Annotated in this window: 16 protein-coding genes; 13 read left to right on the forward strand and 3 right to left on the reverse strand. The window is 68.9% G+C overall.

The window, feature by feature from the left end:
* Window positions 1-13 precede the first annotated feature (13 nt).
* From K9U41_RS17525 to K9U41_RS17535, 3 genes are all read left to right on the forward strand, one after another.
* Complete coding sequence (locus tag K9U41_RS17525) at window positions 14-139, forward strand: GlsB/YeaQ/YmgE family stress response membrane protein (RefSeq protein ID WP_282642178.1); 126 nt, start codon at window positions 14-16, stop codon at window positions 137-139.
* A 173-nt stretch (window positions 140-312) separates the two neighbouring features.
* Window positions 313-1266 carry a lipoyl synthase gene (gene lipA / locus K9U41_RS17530; RefSeq protein ID WP_282642163.1) on the forward strand — a complete coding sequence of 318 codons (954 nt, stop codon included), beginning with the start codon at window positions 313-315 and terminating at the stop codon, window positions 1264-1266.
* A 2-nt stretch (window positions 1267-1268) separates the two neighbouring features.
* Window positions 1269-1727 (forward strand): type II toxin-antitoxin system RatA family toxin, encoded by a 459-nt coding sequence (locus K9U41_RS17535; protein ID WP_282642164.1) that lies wholly within the window; start codon window positions 1269-1271, stop codon window positions 1725-1727.
* 6 nt (window positions 1728-1733) lie between these two features.
* Here K9U41_RS17535 and K9U41_RS17540 read toward each other — a convergent pair whose 3' ends face one another.
* Window positions 1734-2123: a rhodanese-like domain-containing protein gene (locus K9U41_RS17540; protein ID WP_282642165.1), complete on the reverse strand. Its 390-nt coding sequence runs from the start codon at window positions 2121-2123 to the stop codon at window positions 1734-1736.
* Between the two features lie 302 nt (window positions 2124-2425).
* Here K9U41_RS17540 and K9U41_RS17545 point away from each other — a divergent pair, with 302 nt between their 5' ends.
* From K9U41_RS17545 to K9U41_RS17575, 7 genes are all read left to right on the forward strand, one after another.
* On the forward strand, window positions 2426-3343 hold the full coding sequence (locus tag K9U41_RS17545) for an ABC transporter permease subunit (RefSeq protein ID WP_282642166.1): 918 nt from the start codon (window positions 2426-2428) through the stop codon (window positions 3341-3343).
* Window positions 3343-4869 (forward strand): high-affinity branched-chain amino acid ABC transporter permease LivM, encoded by a 1527-nt coding sequence (gene livM, locus K9U41_RS17550; RefSeq protein WP_282642167.1) that lies wholly within the window; start codon window positions 3343-3345, stop codon window positions 4867-4869. The genes K9U41_RS17545 and livM overlap by 1 nt, the downstream gene beginning before the upstream one ends.
* Window positions 4869-5795, forward strand: coding sequence for an ABC transporter ATP-binding protein (locus K9U41_RS17555; protein WP_282642168.1), 927 nt, complete (start codon window positions 4869-4871; stop codon window positions 5793-5795). The genes livM and K9U41_RS17555 overlap by 1 nt, the downstream gene beginning before the upstream one ends.
* Window positions 5792-6580 (forward strand): ABC transporter ATP-binding protein, encoded by a 789-nt coding sequence (locus K9U41_RS17560; protein WP_282642169.1) that lies wholly within the window; start codon window positions 5792-5794, stop codon window positions 6578-6580. Before K9U41_RS17555 ends, K9U41_RS17560 begins: the two co-directional genes overlap by 4 nt.
* Window positions 6580-7023 (forward strand): DUF6867 family protein, encoded by a 444-nt coding sequence (locus K9U41_RS17565; RefSeq protein WP_282642170.1) that lies wholly within the window; start codon window positions 6580-6582, stop codon window positions 7021-7023. Before K9U41_RS17560 ends, K9U41_RS17565 begins: the two co-directional genes overlap by 1 nt.
* Window positions 7024-7142: 119 nt before the next feature.
* Entirely contained in the window at window positions 7143-8243 is a 1101-nt protein-coding gene (locus K9U41_RS17570; protein WP_282642171.1) for a branched-chain amino acid ABC transporter substrate-binding protein, read from the forward strand.
* Window positions 8244-8605: 362 nt separating this feature from the next.
* Window positions 8606-9664, forward strand: coding sequence for a bile acid:sodium symporter family protein (locus tag K9U41_RS17575; protein ID WP_282642172.1), 1059 nt, complete (start codon window positions 8606-8608; stop codon window positions 9662-9664).
* A 9-nt stretch (window positions 9665-9673) separates the two neighbouring features.
* Here the strand turns inward: K9U41_RS17575 and K9U41_RS17580 are convergent, their stop codons facing one another.
* Complete coding sequence (locus K9U41_RS17580) at window positions 9674-10546, reverse strand: DUF296 domain-containing protein (protein WP_282642173.1); 873 nt, start codon at window positions 10544-10546, stop codon at window positions 9674-9676.
* Between the two features lie 49 nt (window positions 10547-10595).
* Entirely contained in the window at window positions 10596-11684 is a 1089-nt protein-coding gene (locus tag K9U41_RS17585) for a lysine-2,3-aminomutase-like protein (protein ID WP_282642174.1), read from the reverse strand.
* Window positions 11685-11769: 85 nt separating this feature from the next.
* Between K9U41_RS17585 and K9U41_RS17590 the strand changes: the two genes are divergently transcribed.
* The 3 genes from K9U41_RS17590 to K9U41_RS17600 form a co-directional block, all read left to right on the forward strand.
* Window positions 11770-12093 carry an XdhC family protein gene (locus K9U41_RS17590; RefSeq protein WP_282642175.1) on the forward strand — a complete coding sequence of 108 codons (324 nt, stop codon included), beginning with the start codon at window positions 11770-11772 and terminating at the stop codon, window positions 12091-12093.
* A 98-nt stretch (window positions 12094-12191) separates the two neighbouring features.
* A complete protein-coding gene (locus K9U41_RS17595) occupies window positions 12192-12896 on the forward strand; it encodes an XdhC family protein (RefSeq protein WP_282642176.1) in 705 nt (234 codons plus the stop codon).
* A partial coding sequence (locus K9U41_RS17600) for a molybdopterin-binding protein (RefSeq protein ID WP_282642177.1) occupies window positions 12893-13880 on the forward strand: 988 nt, incomplete at its 3' end. The genes K9U41_RS17595 and K9U41_RS17600, both read left to right, overlap by 4 nt.

Here is a 13880-nt window from a genome sequence, read left to right on the forward strand (position 1 = left end):
GCTCGGAGGCTGGGTGGCGGGGGCGCTCGGCCTCAATTATATCGGCGACGGCATGCTCGACCGCATCATCATCTCCACCTGCGGTGCGGTGCTGCTGCTCGTCATCTGGCGGGCGGTCACCGGCAGGCGGCCGGCCTGAAAACGCATTGCCGCAGCGCGCGCCGCGTGGCTTCCGGCCAAGGGTGGCGCGCGGTATGGTGAACTGAAATTCATGCCCGGCCCGGACCCTGGTCCGGGCGGGGCTTCGCCCGGCACGGCCGCTTCCCTTGCGGGGGCGTGCATTTCCCCGCCGGGGGTTGAGAGACGAAACGCATGGTCACGGTCATCGACACCCTCGCCCGCCCGCGCCACCCGGAAAAGGCCAACCGCCCGGAAACCGAGGTGCTGCGCAAGCCCGACTGGATCCGCGTGAAGGCGCCGGGCTCGGCCGGCTGGTCGCAGACGGCGGAGATCGTGCGCGCCAACGGCCTCCACACCGTATGCGAGGAGGCCGGCTGCCCCAATATCGGCGAGTGCTGGGAGAAGAAGCACGCCACCTTCATGATCATGGGGGACACCTGCACCCGCGCCTGCGCCTTCTGCAACGTGCGCACCGGCATGCCGGAGGCGCTGGACCAGGGCGAGCCGCAGAAGGTGGGCGACGCGGTGGCCAAGCTCGGCCTCTCCCACGTGGTCATCACCTCCGTGGACCGGGACGACCTCGCCGACGGCGGCGCCGAGCACTTCGCGCGCACCATCGCCGCCATCCGCACGGCGAGCCCCGGCACCACCATCGAGATCCTCACCCCCGATTTCCTGCGCAAGGATGGGGCGCTGGAGGTGGTGGTGGCGGCCAGGCCCGACGTGTTCAACCACAATCTGGAGACGGTGCCGGCCAAGTATCTCTCGGTGCGGCCAGGCGCGCGCTATTTCCACTCCCTGCGCCTCTTGCAGAAGGTGAAGGAGCTGGACGGCTCCATCTTCACCAAGTCCGGCATCATGGTGGGCCTCGGCGAGGAGCGCCCCGAAGTGCTCCAGCTGATAGATGATCTGCGCTCGGCGGAGGTGGATTTCATCACCATCGGCCAGTATCTCCAGCCCACGCGCAAGCATCACAAGGTGGAGCGCTTCGTGACGCCGGACGAGTTCAAGGCCTATGAGACGGTGGCCTATGCCAAGGGCTTCCTCATGGTCTCGGCGAGCCCGCTCACGCGCTCGTCCCACCATGCGGGCGCGGATTTCGAGAAGCTGCGCGCGGCCCGGGCGGCGCGCCTCGGCCGGGCCTGATCGTGCCATCCTTCTCCAACGCCCGGCAGGTGAGGCACGGGGCGCGGGACATGTTCGACCTCGTGGCCGACGTGGAGCGCTACCCCGAGTTCGTGCCCCTGTGCCAGTCGCTGCGCATCAAGCGGCGCATGAAGTCCGACGAGGGCGTGGAGATCCTGGTGGCGGACATGACCGTCGCCTACAAGCTGATCCGCGAGACCTTCACCTCGCGGGTGACGCTGGACCGGCCGCGCCTCACCATCCATGTGGAATATCTCGACGGCCCCTTCAGCCGGCTCGACAACCGCTGGGAGTTCGTGGGGCGCGGTGAGGACGCGAGCGAGGTGAAGTTCTTCATCTCCTACGAATTCCGCTCGCGCACCCTGGCCATGCTCATGGGCGCCATGTTCGAGGCTGCGTTCCGCCGCTTCGCCGACGCCTTCGAGGCCCGGGCCGATCAGGTCTACGGCACGGTGGGGTAGGGCGCCTCAGCCCTCCACCGGCCCGCCCGTCTCCTTCCAGGCCTTGAAGCCGCCGCCCACGTGGCCCACCGGCTTCAGCCCCATGTCCTGCGCCGTGGCCGCCGACAGGGCCGAGCGCCAGCCCCCCGCGCACAGGAAGATGAAGGGCCGGTCCTCGCCGAAGACCGGCTTGAAATAGGGGCTTTCGGGGTCGATCCAGAATTCCAGCATGCCCCGCGGGCAGTGGAAGGCGCCGGGAATGCGGCCCTCCCGCTCCAGCTCGCGCGGGTCACGCACATCCACCAGCAGCGCGCCCTCGCCGATCCGGCGCTGGGCGTCCTGCGGCGTCAGTGTTTCGACGCGGGCATTGGCTTCTTCCAGGAGCTGCTTGAAGCCACGGGTGATGGTCTGGGGCATGGCGTCTCCTCCGGCGCAATCGGCAGATGGGTGCGGGGAGGAGGCGCAGGGACTGGCGGCCTGTCAAGCGAGGGTCGGGCCTGGGGCTATGGGTCAGCCAATAGAGCTCCATCCCAGACCGGGCGCCACCGCGAACCCTCTGCCACTTGCGGGAAAGGGCGTTCGCCCGCGGAACGCGCCCCGGCCCGGCGCAATTGTCTCGACGGGCAGGGCGGGTTATGAGTCGGAAAAGAGGCAGCGCACAATCGTCGGGCACGATGATAAAATAAGCGCGCCAACCAGACAGAGGGGTTCAGCGGCGGATGGAAGTGTTCCTCCAGCAGCTCATCAATGGATTGACCCTCGGGTCGATCTACGGATTGATCGCCATCGGCTACACGATGGTGTTCGGCATCATCGGAATGGTGAACTTCGCCCACGGCGACGTGTTCATGGTGAGCGCCTTCATCGGCCTCATCTGCGTTCTGCTGCTTACCACCGTGCTGGGGATGAGCTCCATCTTCCTCATCCTCGCCATCACCCTGGTGGTGGCCATGGTGTTCACCGGGCTGGTGAGCTGGGCCATCGAGCGGGTCGCCTACCGGCCCCTGCGCGGCTCCTTCCGCCTCGCGCCCATGATCTCCGCCATCGGCATGTCCATCCTGCTCTCCAATTTCGTGCAGGTGGCGCAGGGCCCGCGCAACAAGCCGCTGCCGCCCATGGTGCCGGACGTGTTCGTGGTGATGGAGCGCAACGGCTACGAGGTCACCCTCGCCTATAAGCAGATCATCATCATGGTGGTCACCGCGACCCTGCTCGCCGGCTTCTGGTGGCTGGTGCAGAAGACCTCGCTGGGCCGCGCCCAGCGCGCCTGCGAGCAGGACCGCAAGATGGCGGCGCTGCTGGGCGTGAACGTGGACCTCACCATCTCGCTCACCTTCGTCATCGGCGCCGCGCTGGCCGCCGTCGCCGGGGTCATGTACCTCATGTATTACGGCGTGGTGAACTTCGCCGACGGCTTCGTGCCGGGCGTGAAGGCCTTCACCGCAGCGGTGCTCGGGGGCATCGGCTCGCTGCCGGGGGCGGTTCTGGGCGGGCTGCTCATCGGCCTCATCGAGACCCTGTGGTCCGCTTACTTCTCCATTGAATACAAGGATGTGGCGGCGTTCTCCATCCTTGTGGTCACGCTCATCTTCCTGCCCCAGGGCCTGTTGGGTCGGCCGGAAGTGGAGAAGGTCTGATGGTGCATCCGCCCGTCGCCGATATCCCGCCGGGATCTCTGCCGTCCGGATCCGTGCCTCAGGTCGATGTGCCCGCGAACGGCCTTCCCGCGCTCGCGCCCCTGCCGCCCGCGGTCCCGCGTCAGGGCTCGGTGGTCGGCAGCGCTGTCACCGATGCGGTGGTGAGCGGCCTCCTCACCGGCCTGCTGCTGCTGCCGCTGGTGGGTTTCCGCGCCACCGAATCGGGCAGCGGGCCGCTGGGCCTCACCTATCGCTTCGGCCTGGTGGCCGTGTTCGCCGGCATCGTCGCGGTGCTGCGGCTGGTGCTGAACCTCACCGTCTGGCGGCGCGGCCGCAAGGTGAAGACGAGCGAGGGACCCTCCGCCTTCGCCACGCTGGCGCTGAAGGCGGCGCCGGCGCTGAGGCCGGCCTTCTTCTCCTTCGCCATCGCCTATCCCTTCCTCGCCATCCTGCTGTCGGGCGGCTTGAGCCCCAGCCGCTACTGGGTGGATCTCGGCATCTATGTGCTCACCTATGTGATGCTGGGATGGGGCCTCAACATCGTGGTCGGCCTCGCCGGGCTGCTGGATCTCGGCTACGTGGCCTTCTATGCGGTGGGCGCCTACACCTTCGCCCTGCTCTCCACCAGCGTGCCGGTGAACGACTTCTTCGCCGGCCATCTGGGGGAGGGGTTCTGGACCGCGTGGTCGTTCTGGCTGTGCCTGCCGGTGTCCGGCATCCTCGCCGCGTTCTGGGGCGTGATCCTGGGCTTCCCGGTGCTGCGGCTGCGCGGGGATTATCTCGCCATCGTCACCCTGGCCTTCGGCGAGATCATCCGCCTCGTGCTCATCAACTGGGTGTCGCTGACCAATGGCGGGGCGGGCATTTCCTCCATTCCGCCCATTTCCTTCTTCGGCGTGCCCTTCAACGCCACCGACGAAGGCTTCGCGGCCAAATACGGTCTCGACTTCGATTCCATGCACCGGATCATCTTCCTGTATTTCGTGATCCTGGCCCTGGCCGCGCTCACCGCGCTGGTCACCATCCGGCTGCGGCAGATGCCGGTGGGCCGCGCCTGGGAGGCGCTGCGCGAGGATGAGATCGCCTGCCGCTCGCTGGGCATCAACACCACGCTCACCAAGCTCACCGCCTTTGCCACCGGCGCCATGTTCGGCGGCTTCGCCGGCGCCTTCTTTGCGGTGCGGGTGCGCTTTGTCTCGCCCGAGAGCTTCACCTTCATGGAATCGGCGGTGATCCTCGCCATCGTGGTGCTCGGCGGCATGGGATCGCAGATGGGCGTGGCCGGGGCCGCCATCCTGCTCATCGGCGGCATGGAGATGCTGCGCAACCTCTCCTTCCTGAAGGCCGACTTCCTGTTCGGGCCGGATTTCGATCCCTCGCTCTACCGCATGCTCATCTTCGGCTTCGCCATGGTGGCGGTGATGGTGTGGCGTCCGCGCGGCCTCGTCTCCTCGCGCCTGCCCACCATCTTCCTGAAGGAGCGCAAGGCGGTCTCCTCCGCCCTCGTCAAGGAGGGCCACGGCTGATGGCGAGCCTTGATCCCGTGGCCGGCGCGCGGGCGCCGATCCTCGCGGTGGACCACCTGTCCATGCGCTTCGGCGGCCTCATCGCGGTGAATGACGTGTCCTTCGTCGCCGCCCGTGGCGAGGTGACGGCGGTGATCGGCCCCAACGGCGCCGGCAAGACCACCGTGTTCAACTGCATCACCGGCTTCTACAAGCCCTCCGCCGGCCGCCTCGCCCTGTTCCACGGTGGCGCGGCGACGCCTGACGAACTCGACGCCGTCACCGCCTCGGGCCTGTCCTGGGGACGCACGGGGGCGGGCGCGCTCTACCTTCTGGAGCGGCTGCCCGACCACAAGGTGGCGTCCTGGGCGCGGGTCGCCCGCACTTTCCAGAACATCCGCCTGTTCTCGGGCATGACGGTACTGGAAAACCTGTTGGTGGCGCAGCACATGTCGCTCACCAGCGCCGGCCTGCTCAATCCCGCAGCCCTCCTCAACCTGCCGTCCTGGAAGCGCCAGCAGAAGGGCGCCATGGACAAGGCACTCTACTGGCTCGACCAGATCGGCCTCATGGAGCGCGCGGACGACCCAGCCGGCGATCTGCCCTATGGCGACCAGCGGCGCCTGGAGATCGCCCGCGCCATGTGCACCAACCCGGTGCTGCTCTGCCTCGACGAGCCGGCCGCCGGCCTCAACCCGCGCGAATCGGCGGCGCTCAACGAGCTGCTGCTCTCCATCCGGCGCGACCACGACACCTCCATCCTGCTCATCGAGCACGACATGTCGGTGGTGATGGAGATTTCCGACCATGTGGTCGTGCTGGAATACGGCTGCAAGATCGCCGACGGCACGCCCCAGGAGGTGCGCACCGATCCCAAGGTCATAGCCTCCTATCTCGGCGTCGAGGAAGACGAGGCGGCCGTGGTGGAGGCGGAGGTGGGCGCATGAGCACCAGCACTCTCGCCCCCACTGTCCTCGCCCCGGGCGCCGTCGCACCCCAGAGCGCGCCGAAGGGCCAGCCGCTGCTGTCGGTCAGCGGCGTCACCGCCTATTACGGCAAGATCATCGCGCTGAAGGGCGTGGACATCGCGGTGAACGAGGGGGAGATCGTCACCCTCATCGGCGCCAACGGGGCCGGCAAGTCCACGCTGATGATGACCATCTGCGGCAGCCCGCGGGCGCGCGACGGCCGCATCGTCTTCGCCGGGCGCGACATCACCGGCCTGCCCACCCACGAGATCATGCGGCTCAACATCGCCCAGTCCCCCGAGGGGCGGCGCATCTTTCCGCGCATGAGCGTCTACGAGAACCTGCAGATGGGCGCCGCCGTCACCGGCAATGCCCATTTCGCGGAGGACCTGGAACGCATGTTCGAGATGTTCCCGCGCCTGAAGGAGCGCATCGACCAGCGCGGCGGCACCCTGTCCGGCGGCGAACAGCAGATGCTGTCCATCGCCCGCGCGCTCATGGGACGGCCGCGCCTGCTGCTCTTGGACGAGCCGTCGCTGGGCCTCGCGCCGCTGGTGGTGAAGCAGATCTTCGACGCCATCAAGCTCTTGAACGAGACCGAGGGGCTGACCGTGTTCCTGGTGGAGCAGAACGCCTATCACGCCCTGAAGCTTGCCCACCGCGGCTATGTGATGGTCAACGGGCGCGTCACCATGTCGGGCACCGGGGCGGAACTGCTGGCCCGGCCCGAGGTGCGCGCCGCCTATCTGGAGGGAGGCCGGTGATGGCGTCGCAGGCGGATCCGGGGCGGTCCTCGTCCCCCCTGCTCATCGGCCCGCTGGCGGTGATCGCCGTGCTGGTGCTGCTGATCGCCCTCTGGCCGCAGGAGCTGATCGGCGCCTCGCTGGGCGATTTCCTGCTGGTCACCCTGTTCCTCGGTGGCGCCGCGGCGTGGCGCACCGGCAAGGCGGTGGCCCACGGCTGGGCGCCCTTTCTGCAGCTCGTGTTCTATTGCCTGCTGCTGGCCGGCGCGGTGCGCTTCTGCCACTTCGCCCTGTTCGAGGACGAGTTGTTCTCGCTGGAGCCGTTCGCGGTGGAGTTCGTGCTGCTCACCGCCATCGCGACCTTGGGCTTCCGTGCCCATCGCAAGCGGCAGATGACCGTGCAATACGGATGGATGTACGAGCCGGCGGGGCGGCTTGCCTGGCGGCCCAAAACCTTCGGTTGAAACCGGCGCGAGGTGCCGCGCGCGGCATCGACAGGCCGGGGAATTGCGGCACAATGCGCCGCGGAGTTTCACTGGGAGGCGGACCGGTGTTCCGCTCCCGGACGAAAGGGAGAGACCTGATGAAGAAGCTCTTGATGGCGTCGCTCGCTCTGGGCGCCAGCCTTCTGCTTGCGGCGCAGGCCCAGGCGCAGGTGAAGATGGGCGTCGGCGGCCCCATGACCGGCAGCAACGCCGCTTTCGGCGCCCAGCTGAAGACCGGCGCCGAGCAGGCCGTGGCCGATATCAATGCCGCCGGCGGCATCCTCGGCCAGAAGATCCAGCTTTCGGTCGGCGATGACGGCGGCAAGCCCGAGCAGGGCAAGTCGGCGGCGAACAAGTTCATTTCCGACGGCGTGAAATACGTGGTGGGCCACTTCAATTCCGGCGTGTCGATCCCGACCTCGCAGGATTACGAGGAAGCCGGCGTCCTCCAGATCAGCCCCGCCTCCACCAACCCGACCTTCACCGAGCGCAAGATGTGGAACACGTTCCGCACCTGCGGCCGGGACGACCAGCAGGGCGCGGTGGCCGGGGCCCATATCGTCAAGAACTTCAAGGGCAAGAAGGTCGCCATCGTCCACGACAAGACCCCCTACGGCAAGGGTCTGGCGGACGAGACGCAGAAGACCATCAACAAGGGCGGCGTGAAGGAAGTCCTCTATGAGGGCATCAATACCGGCGAGAAGGACTATTCGGCCCTCGTCTCCAAGCTGAAGGCCAACGGCGTCGACCTGCTCTATTTCGGCGGCCTGCATCCCGAGGCCGGCCTGCTGGTGCGCCAGATGCGCGACCAGGGCATGAAGACCGTGCTGTTCTCCGGCGACGGCATCACCGACAAGGAATACTGGACCATCGCCGGCCCCGGCGCCGAAGGCACGCTGATGACCTTCGGTCCCGATCCGCGCAACAACCCGGCCGCCAAGGACATCGTCGCCGCCTTCAAGGCCAAGGGCGTCGATCCGGAAGGCTATGTGCTCTACTCCTACGCGGCCGTGCAGGTGATGAAGCAGGCCGCCGAGGCGGCCAAGTCCCTCGACCCCAAGAAGGTGGCCGAGAAGATGCACTCCGGCATGACCTTCAACACCGTGCTCGGCCCGCTCTCCTTCGACAAGAAGGGCGACATCACCAAGCTCGACTATGTGGTCTACGTCTGGAAGGACGGCGCCTACACCCAGCTCTGACCGGTTCGTCCCCCAATGACAGAAGGCCCGCGTCCTGCGCGGGCCTTTTTCTTGCGCAAACCGAATGGGGCCGGCGCGCCCCATTCCCTGCGGGCGCAGCATGGCACGACATGTCGCGCCCATGCTCCCATGTTTGCCCCCATGTTTACCGCCGCAGCCGGTTGACCCGGCGGGTCACAGGCCGCAGTCTGGGTATATTGTCGACAGAAAGATCGGCGAAGGCCGGCGCAGACCGCTTCAGGCGGGACGAAGCCGGCGGATAAACGCGCGCACGGAGCCTCAGGCCTCCGGACGGGCGATGGGGCAGGGAACGGTCGCGGGAGTGCAGGTCTCACGCCTCTCTCACGCCTCGCATCCGGCTCATGTTGTCACGACTGAAGCTCGACCCGTTCGTCGTCGCCCTCGCGCTCACCGTCTCTTTGGCCCTGGTCTGGCCGCAGCCCGGCGTCACGGGTGGCGTGCTCCATGCCGACAAGGCCGCGAGCTGGGGCGTCGCGGTGATCTTCTTCCTCTACGGCATCTCGCTGTCGCCGAAGCGGCTGCTGGAAAGCGCCGCCCGCTGGGAGCTGCACCTGATCGTGCAGCTCGGCACCTTCCTGCTGTTTCCCGCAGTGGTGATGGGGATGCTGGTGCTGATGGGCGACCGCCTGCCGGAGGCGGTGGCGACGGGATTCTTCTTCCTCGCCGCCTTGCCCTCCACGGTCTCGTCGTCGGTGGCCATGACCTCGCTGGCGCGCGGCAACGTGCCGGTGGCCATCTTCAATGCCTCCATCTCCAGCCTCATCGGCGTGTTCGCCACGCCGGTCTTGATGGCCTGGTATCTGCACACGGTGGGCGGGGGCATGGATCTCGGCCCGGTGATCCTGAAGCTGATCATCCTGGTGATCCTGCCGCTGGCGGTGGGGCAGGTCGTCCGGCCGCTGCTGCTGAAGCTGGTGGAACGCCATCGCCAGGTGGTGCGCATCGCCGACCGGGCGGTGATTTTGGCCATCGTCTACAATTCATTCTGCGACAGCGTGGCCGCCGGCGTGTGGAAGGGCCAGAGCCCGGTCCTGCTGCTGGAGATCGTGGCCGGCGTGCTGGCGCTGTTTGCCGTGGTCTACCTGCTGGTCGGGATCGCCTGCCGGGTCTTCGGATTCTCCCGGCCCGACACCATCGCGGTGGTGTTCTGCGCGTCGAAGAAGTCGCTCGCCACCGGGCTTCCCATGGCGCAGGTGATGTTCAACGCCTCGCCGGACCTGTCGCTCATCATCACCCCCATCATGCTCTACCACTTCCTCCAGCTGGTCATCGTCGGCACCCTTGCCGGCCGCAGCGGGGCATTGGAGGCGGAGGAAACCGAGCCGGCGCTCCTCGCCGAGGACAATGACGACCTCATTCCCGAGCCCCAGGGGCGGCGGGCGTCCTCCACCGCATCTTGAGAGCGGCGCTCAACTGGCGGGGATCTCCTCCACCGCCAGCTCGAAGGTGATGAGCACCGGATTGGCGCCCCGCACCAGCCGGCCCACGGCCATGGCGCCGGTGAGGCTGACAAGGGCAAGGCCGATCTGCGCCGTCAGCGCGCCGGAGGCGTCGGGAGATACCAGGCCCGAGGTCACGAACACCTCGGTGGCGTAGTCGTCCACCGGCGGGGCATCGGTGAAGCGGGCGCCGATGAGGCTGCCCACCCCGCCGCGCAGCCGCCCGCCGGCAAAGCCGTGGCGGCGGCACACTTCCTCCACCGCCGCGCCGATCTCCACGTTGGGCCGGACCCGCGCGAAGGCGATGCGCGGGCCGCCCTCCGCCGGCGCGATGCGGGCGTGAGGCGTGAAGAGCGGGAAGTTGGTCTCGGGATCGAAATCGGCGGTGGTCTCCACCTCGGCGGCGCCATAGGCGCGGGCGCGGATGGGGGCGGCCACCACCGTCTCGTGGGGCATGATGTGGCCGCCATGGCGGCTGCCGTCGGGCTCGGTCCAGAAGGCATGGCAATGGATGAAGGGCGCGCCCTCCTTGCGCCCGAAGGTGACGTTGCCGCGATCAAGCCGCGTCTCGCCCGCGGGGGTGAAGGGCGCGCTGTACCAGGCGGCATGGGTGGCGTCGGAGGATGCGGCCGGCATCACATAGGTGAAGGGGCCGAAGGCGCCGCCGGAGATTTCCACCTGCGCCGCGCCCATACCCGCCGCGATCAGCGGCCCGGTGACGGCGGCATTGAGGGTGAGGCCCGGTTCCAGCGTGAAATCCAGCACCTGCAGGCGGCCCACGGCGCTCTCGATGCGCTCCTGCGGCGCCGGCCCCGGCTGTGCAATCCGGCGCATCTCCCCCATGGCGTCCTCCCTTATTTGCCCTGTGCGATAGCACGGGCGGAAGCCGCCATCACCCCTCCGGCGGATAGAGATGGACGCCGCCGCAATTGTCGGAGACCGCGAGGCGTGCTCCTGCAGGCGCAAGGTGGCCCGGGGTCAGCGGCACCTTGCCGGCGCCGCCGGGAATGTCGAGCACATAGGTGGGCAGGGCGATGCCCGAGAGCCGCCCGCGCAGGGCGCGCATCAGCTCCTGCCCCCGCGCGATGTCGAGGCGGAAATGGGCGGTGCCGGGGGCAAGGTCGGGATGGTGCAGGTAATAGGGCTTCACCCGGCATTCCACGAGGCTCCGGAACAGGGCGGCGAGGGTGTCCGCATCATCGTTCACCCCGCGCAGCAGCACCGATTGGGACAAAAGCGGAATGCCGGCATCTGCCAAGCGGGCGAGGGCCGCGCGGGCATCGGGCGTCAGTTCGCGGGCATGGTTGACGTGCACCGCCACGTAGGAGGTGAGGCCCGGCGCCTTGAGCGCGGCAATGAGCGCATCGCTCACCCGCTCCGGCGCGGCGATAGGCACGCGGGTGTGGAAGCGGACGATCTTCACATGAGGGATGGCGGCAAGGCGCGCCATCACCTCGCCCATGCGGCGCGGCGAGAGCATGAAGGGGTCGCCGCCGGTGAGGATCACCTCCCAGATCTCGGGATGGGCGGCCAGATAGGCGAAGGCCTGCTCCAGCGCCTCGGGCGACAGGGCGGCGGTCGCGCCCGGCCCCACCATCTCGCGGCGGAAGCAGAAGCGGCAATAGACGGCGCACACCCCCACGATCTTCAGCAGCGCCCGGTCCGGATAGCGGTGGACGATGCCCGGCACCGGGCTGTGGGCCTCATCGCCGATGGGGTCGGCCAGTTCCTCCGGCCGCGCTTCCAGCTCGGCGGGATGGGGCACGAACTGGCGGGCGATGGGATCGGCGGGGTCAGTGCGGTCGATGGCGGCGGCCAGCGTCGGCGTCACCGCCACCGCATAGCGCGCGGCCACGCGGGCCAGCGCCTCACGGTCGCGCGCATCGGCAAGGCCGGCGGCGACGAGGTCGTCGCCCGAGCGCAGGGTGCCTTGATCGCGGGCGGGCAGAGGCAGAAGGTTCGGCAGCAGAAGGTTTGGCATGGGCGTCCGGGCACCTATATGGGATGTGTCCGGCCTTGCCAATTCACGAGCCCCGCCGGAAGGAGCGATGCCGAGGAGCGATGCCATGGACGTGACCGAAAGCGATGTTCTGGCCGCTGCCGAGCGCTGGCGCCGCGAGGGGCGGGGCGTCGCGCTCGCCACCGTGCTGGAAACCTGGGGCTCGGCCCCCCGCCCGGTGGGCAGCCGGCTCGTCATCGACGCCGACGGCAACTTCCTCGGCTCCGTCTCCGGCGGTTGCGTGGAGGGCGCGGTGGTGGACGAGGCGGCGGATGTGATCGCCTCCGGCGTGCCGCGGACCCTCGAATTCGGCGTCGCGGACGAGGTCGCCTGGAAGGTGGGCCTGTCCTGCGGCGGCAAGATCGCGGTCTTTGTCGAGCGTGTGGATTGAGAAGGTCGCCGGTGACGTGGCGCGTCCGGCGTTATATTCATTGGGGAAGATGATGCTGCCGGCCCGGCCAGCCGCTCCCTCAGGGAGGATGCCCACTTATGCGCCTCGATCTTCTGGCGGCCCTCAATGCGGAACGCGCCGCGCGGCGGGCCTGCGTGGTGGTGACGGAGCTGGAGAGCGGCGCCCAGCGCCTGGTGGCGCGTGACCAGGTGGACGCCGACCCGCTCGCCGGCGCCATCCGCGAAGCGCTCGCCGCCCGGCGCAGCCGCCTGGTGGGGGAGGGGACGGGGCGAGCCTTCATCGCCGTGGAGGTGCCGCCGCCGCGCATGCTGGTGATCGGCGCGGTGCATATCTCCCAGGCATTGGCGCCCATGGCGCGCCTCGCCGGCTTCGACCTGACCATCATCGACCCGCGCACCGCCTTCGCCACGCCCGAGCGCTTCGGTGACGTGCCGGTGATCGCGGAATGGCCGGACGTGGCCTTGCCGGCCTATGGCCTCGACCCCTTCACCGCCCTCGTCGCCTTGACCCATGACCCGAAGGTGGACGAGCCGGCCCTCGTCGCCGCGCTGAAGGCGGGTTGCTTCTATGTGGGCGCGCTGGGCTCGCGCCGCACCCATGCCCGGCGGGTGGAACGGCTTCAGGCGGCGGGACTTTCGCCGGACCTCATCGGCCGCATCCATGCGCCCATCGGCGTGGACATCGGCGCGGCCAGCCCCGCCGAGATCGCGGTGGCGGTGCTCGCCGAGGTGATCCGGGCCCTGCGCTCCGGCGCGGCGCACGCGGAAGGAGTTGCGGCGTGAAGTTCGGCTCCCTGCCCCTGTCCGAGGCTGAAGGCGCCATCGCCGCCCATTCGGTGCGGCTCGAGGGCGGCGTCCTCAAGAAGGGCACGCGGCTCGGCCCAGCCGAGATCGCGCGGCTTGCCGCTGCCGGCTTCCGCGAGGTGGTGGCGGCGCTCATGGAGCCCGGCGACATGGCGGAAGATGCCGCCGCCCGGCTTTTGGCGGAAGCGGTGGCCGGCCCCCATGTGCGGGCGGACGCCGCCTTCACCGGCCGCGCCAACCTGTTCGCGGAGGCGGCCGGCGTGCTGCGGGTGTCGGACGCGGCGCTCGACGCCTTCAACGACGTGGACGAGGCCATCACCCTCGCCACCCTGCGCGATTTCACCCCGGTGGCGGCGGGTGACATGGTGGGGACGGTGAAGATCATCCCCTATGCGGTGCCGGCGGATCTCGTGGATGCGGCGCGGCTGGCGTCGGAGGGGCTGTTGTCGGTGGCACCGTTCCGGCTGAAGCGCGTGGCGGTCATCTCCACGCTGCTGCCGGGCTTTGCCGACAAGGTGGTGGCGAAGACCCTCGCGGTCACCCGCGCCCGCCTCGCGCCCGCAGGCGCCGAGATGGTTTCCGCGGTCACTGTCGCCCACGATACGGCCGCGCTGGCGCAGGCCCTCGGGCGCGCGGCGCAGGAGCGGGCGGAACTCGTCATCGTCTTCGGCGCTTCGGCTATCGCCGACCGTAACGACGTGATCCCCGCCGCGGTGGTCGCCGCCGGGGGCGAGGTGGTGCGGCTCGGCATGCCGGTGGACCCCGGCAATCTCCTGATGCTCGGCCGACTCGGCGTCATGCCGGTGCTGGGCGCGCCCGGCTGCGCCCGCAGCCCGAAGGAGAATGGCTTTGATTTCGTGCTCATGCGCCTTCTCGCCGGCCTTGAGGTGAGCGGCAGCGACATCGCCCGGCTGGGGGCGGGCGGGCTGTTGTCCGACATCGCGGTGCGGCCCCATCCAAGGG

The sequence above is a fragment of the Xanthobacter autotrophicus genome (assembly GCF_029991245.1).
GTDB classification, from domain to species: domain Bacteria; phylum Pseudomonadota; class Alphaproteobacteria; order Rhizobiales; family Xanthobacteraceae; genus Xanthobacter; species Xanthobacter autotrophicus_C.